Consider the following 4,180-nt stretch of genomic DNA (forward strand, 5'->3'; position numbering starts at 1 on the left):
CCTCCATCATTCACGCAGCTTCACGTTACGGGGTTAGCTCATACTGAACTCCTTCCGTGCCTCTGCAGCACACTCTCATCGATGAAGACCAGCTTCGTTGGATCGAGGTCGAGCTGGCCGTCGAACCAGTCCCGGCGTCGCTTCAGGACGTCGGGGCGATCCTGCTCCAGTGCGTGCGCGGACTTTTTTTGAATGTCCAGCCGTGCCGGCCGAGCCAGGCGCTCAAGGCGCTGCGGCTGATCCGAAAAGACTGCTCGACCTCCAGACGCGCCACCATCTCGTTCAACGTGATGTCCTTGCGCTCCTCGATCAGCCCGAAAATGAAGGCGTCATGCGCATCCAGGCTGGACGCGCGGCGGCGGCCCTGCGGGCGCGGCGACAGTTCGCCGATCCTGGCCCGCGCAATCCAGCGGATCGCGCTCGATATGCCGACCCCAAACCGTGCCGCCGCCTGTCGGGCCGACATGCCGGCATCCGAAGCTTTCAAAACCCGGGACCGCAGATCCCCACTCAGTGCTTTTCCCATCATCCACCTCCATCAAGGTGGATGTTGAATCACCGGAGAAGCTCGTCGTCACATCACAATCGATTCATCGATCACGGGACGTGCTCTAGCAGCCATAGGCGGCTTCGGCCTGTCCACCCAGTCCGCTCTTTCATCGAGATCACGGTTGATGTTATGGCTTGCGCTGCACCCTTTCTGGGTGCGGTGGTGTGCGGCCACCAGATCACGTCTTGGCGCAATGATGATGCCCCGGGGGCTGGTGACGACGGATGTAGTCCCTCTTCTCGGCGGTGCGCTTTTCAGACCCCCTTTAGGAATTCCCGTTCCAGAGCTTGCTTGCGGGACAAGCCGTTCATGGGCAGCAATCCGTGCCTCGTATTCCCGGATAAGGCCGGCCGCCTGCGCATCCTCTTCGAAGGCGCCTTCCTCATACCTTGCGTACCCAGACGCGGATCAGGGGTGACATCGTGCCGCTTCGCCAATCCGTAGCGTCTCACGGCAAAGGTATTCCTGCGCAACCTGCCGCTTGCTGCGAGTGCGATATCTTACCATGGTTCTCTTCGAAAACCCGACAAGACTGGTCAATTCCTCAAACCGGCCTGTCCACCCCCAGAGTCGCACTTGACGTTGCCCCTTCGGCTTAATCCGGTCTGAAGTTGGCTCTGGCCCAGCAAGAGGACCAGAGAATGAAGCGCAGCCGTTTCAGTGAAGAGCAAATCATCGGAATTCTGAAGGAGCACGAGGCAGGGGTTTCGGTGGCCGATCTGTGCCGCAAGCACGGCGTCAGCGACGCCAGCATCTACAAATGGAAAGCGAAATACGGAGGGATGGAGGTGTCGGAGGCGAAGCGGCTCAAGACGCTGGAGGAGGAGAATGCGCGACTGAAGCGGCTTCTGGCTGACGCCATGCTCGACAATGCCGCGTTGAAGGATCTTCTCGGAAAGAATGGTGACGCCCGCTGCCGAGCGAGAGGCTGTCGTTCATCTTCGAAAAACCTACGAGATGAGCGAGCGGCGGGCCTGCAAGATCATTGGCTGCAGTCGGATTACGGTCCGCTATGCGGCGATCCGCGGCGACGACCGGGACCTGCGGGAGCGGAACCGACGTCTGCATGTGCTGTTGCGGCGGGAAGGCTATGTCGTGAATCACAAGCGTCTGTTCCGGCTCTATCGCGAGGAGAAGCTTGCCGTGCGGCCGCGGGGTGGACGCAAGCGGGCGATTGGAACGCGGTCACCGATGATGGTCCCGGGTTGCGCCGAACGACCGCTGGTCGCTGGACTTCGTCTCCGATCAACTGACCGACGGTCGCCGCTTCCGTGTTCTGGCTATCGTCGACGATTGCACGCGCGAATGCCTGGCGTTGGTCGGGGACACGTCATTCTCCGGCGTGCGGGTCGCGCGCGAACTCGATCGCCTCATGATCGAGCGCGGGAAGCCGAAGATGGTCGTCAGCGACAATGGCAGCGAACTGACCGGCAACGCCATCCTCGCCTGGGCAGACGGGAGCCATGTCGCATGGCATTACATCGCACCAGGCAAGCCAATGCAGAATGCCTTCGTGGAAAGCTTCAACGGACCCCTCCGCGACGAACCCCTGAACGAGACGCTGTTCACGTCATTGCCCCAGGCGCGCGCGCGCTGGCCAGTTGGCGAACGGATTATAACGTCCATCGCCCACATTCGAGTGGCAGATACCCTTTGAGTTCGCCAACACCTTCAGCCCGCGACGGGATACGGCGCTACGCACCATCGGCTCCGCGCCTTTGCCCGTCGCTCAACCCGCCCCACAGGGCAAGACCGACCGCCTGAGTGAACTTCGGTTTGGATAAAAGTTTGGGGCAACGTCACACTCCACGCAGCAGGCACATTGGGTGATGCTCCGATGCCGGGTCCATCGTGATTGAGGTCGTGATAGCGTATTATTGTTGAGCAGACGTTTGACTTTGGCATGAGAGGCCAGCGGCGCTATTCAACGTTTCATGTTCTCGTGTTCGCCTATGTCCATCCATGTTCGCAAGCCGACGCGCGGAGGTACAAGTATTCCGCCGGCGCGGCGCTAAACACATGGTTTACCACCTCTCGCTCGTACTTCTTCGGTGGCACGCCGATTGCATGGCACACGATGAAGGCGCGGGGGCCGACAAGCTGTTCCCCCTCAATCAACCAAGTCCCAGCGTAATAGCGGGCAAACATCCAGGGAGTAGCTGATGCGAGTAGCTGTCGTGTGGAACCATGATCGTTCGGGCGTTATCAACCCGTTCGGTCAGTCTCGTCCAGAGGATTACGACCGCAAGACGGTCGAAAACGTGGTGACGGCACTGCAAGAGGGCGGCCATGAGACGCTGCTGTGCGAAGGCGATAAAGGCCTGCTCGCTGCGCTCGAGCGGTTCATGCCACCCGATCCGCAAGGCCGCCCCTCCGGGATCGTATTCAACATGGCCTGCGGAATTCAGGGCGAGGGCCGTCTCACCCACGTTCCGGCCATGCTCGAGATGGCGGGGATCCCGTACACCGGATCGAGCCCGCTCGGGCACGAACTGGCGCACGACAAGGTCATCACCAAGAGGCTCATACGCGATGCCGGCTTGCCGACGCCGAACTTTCGGGTAATGCGTCGCGCCACCGAGAGTATTGGCGACCTGCGATTCCCAGTGGTAGTGAAGCCACGTCACGAAGCCAACAGCTTCGGAGTGCAGCTCGTACCCAAGCCCGCTCAGTTGAAGCAGGCCACAGAAGTTATCGTCACGCAGTATGCGCAGGATGTGCTCGTGGAAGAATACATTGAGGGGCGGGAAATCTACGTCGCGCTGCTGGGGAACCAAGAGCTGGAGGTTCTGCCTCTGGTGGAACGGGATTTCGGCGACCGCGAAACGCGTCTTTATACTCGGGAAGACAAGGAGAATATCACGGTCGCGTCGCCGCAGGCCATTTGTCCGGCGCAAATCGAGAGCGAGCTTGCGACGATGCTGCGGGACGTTTCGATTGCGACTTTCCGGGCCTGCGAGTGCCGGGATTACGCCCGCGTCGACCTCCGGATCGACCGCTCAGGCAAGCCCTCTGTCCTGGAGATCAACTCCATGCCGGCGCTCGATGCGGGGACCGCGTATCTCCTGGCCGCGACGGCCGCCGGACACAGCTTCTCGAGCTTGGTCAATCGCATCCTCGATGTCGCCCACGCGCGCTATTTCGGAATCGGCAGCCCCCCCAAGGCTGAACACGCGTCGAATCGTGACCGGATTCTTCCGCCTTATTGATCACGCGGTCGTGGACAGAGAAGAAGGGATCTAAGGCTGGGCGCCACCGGATCAGGAAAATCTGCCATCCGCGCAATTACCAATGTCGCCGTTCTGTAATTGCGCGGCCGGAAAGTCTGCGAATATACGCTGTCAGTGAACAATCATCTTCCAGAACCCATTTGGCTCGATGGACACGTGGCGAACAGTCGGCTCGGCGGTTATCGAGCCGATGCAGATACGCGATATCGAAACCGGTAAGAATTGTCGGTACAAAGCTCGACCCCCGCGGTGGGCAAAAGCGGCCGAAGGTCTTTCATTCGCCAAGGAACGTGATCTATGGAGCGCCCAAGTGCAAGGCACATCTGAACTCGCCAACTTCGTTAGCGGCTACCCAGCAAGTGCAATGCCCGCGGCCACACGGCAGACAATCTCGTTGCTC

1 protein-coding gene and 2 pseudogenes are annotated in these 4,180 nt (G+C 60.3%); 2 read left to right on the plus strand and 1 reads right to left on the minus strand.

Annotated elements, in window-relative coordinates:
- Positions 1-65: 65 nt before the first annotated feature.
- A pseudogene (locus AC0L16_RS33260) lies at positions 66-526 on the minus strand (IS630 transposase-related protein); the annotation flags it as partial.
- Positions 527-1,191: 665 nt separating this feature from the next.
- On the opposite strand from AC0L16_RS33260, the pseudogene AC0L16_RS33265 reads away from it, so the two are divergent.
- Positions 1,192-2,334: pseudogene (locus tag AC0L16_RS33265) on the plus strand (IS3 family transposase).
- 378 nt (positions 2,335-2,712) lie between these two features.
- A complete protein-coding gene (locus tag AC0L16_RS33270) occupies positions 2,713-3,759 on the plus strand; it encodes a D-alanine--D-alanine ligase family protein (protein WP_473625752.1) in 1,047 nt (348 codons plus the stop codon).
- The last annotated feature ends 421 nt before the right edge of the window (positions 3,760-4,180 follow it).

This window comes from Mesorhizobium sp. WSM4848 (assembly GCF_055811375.1).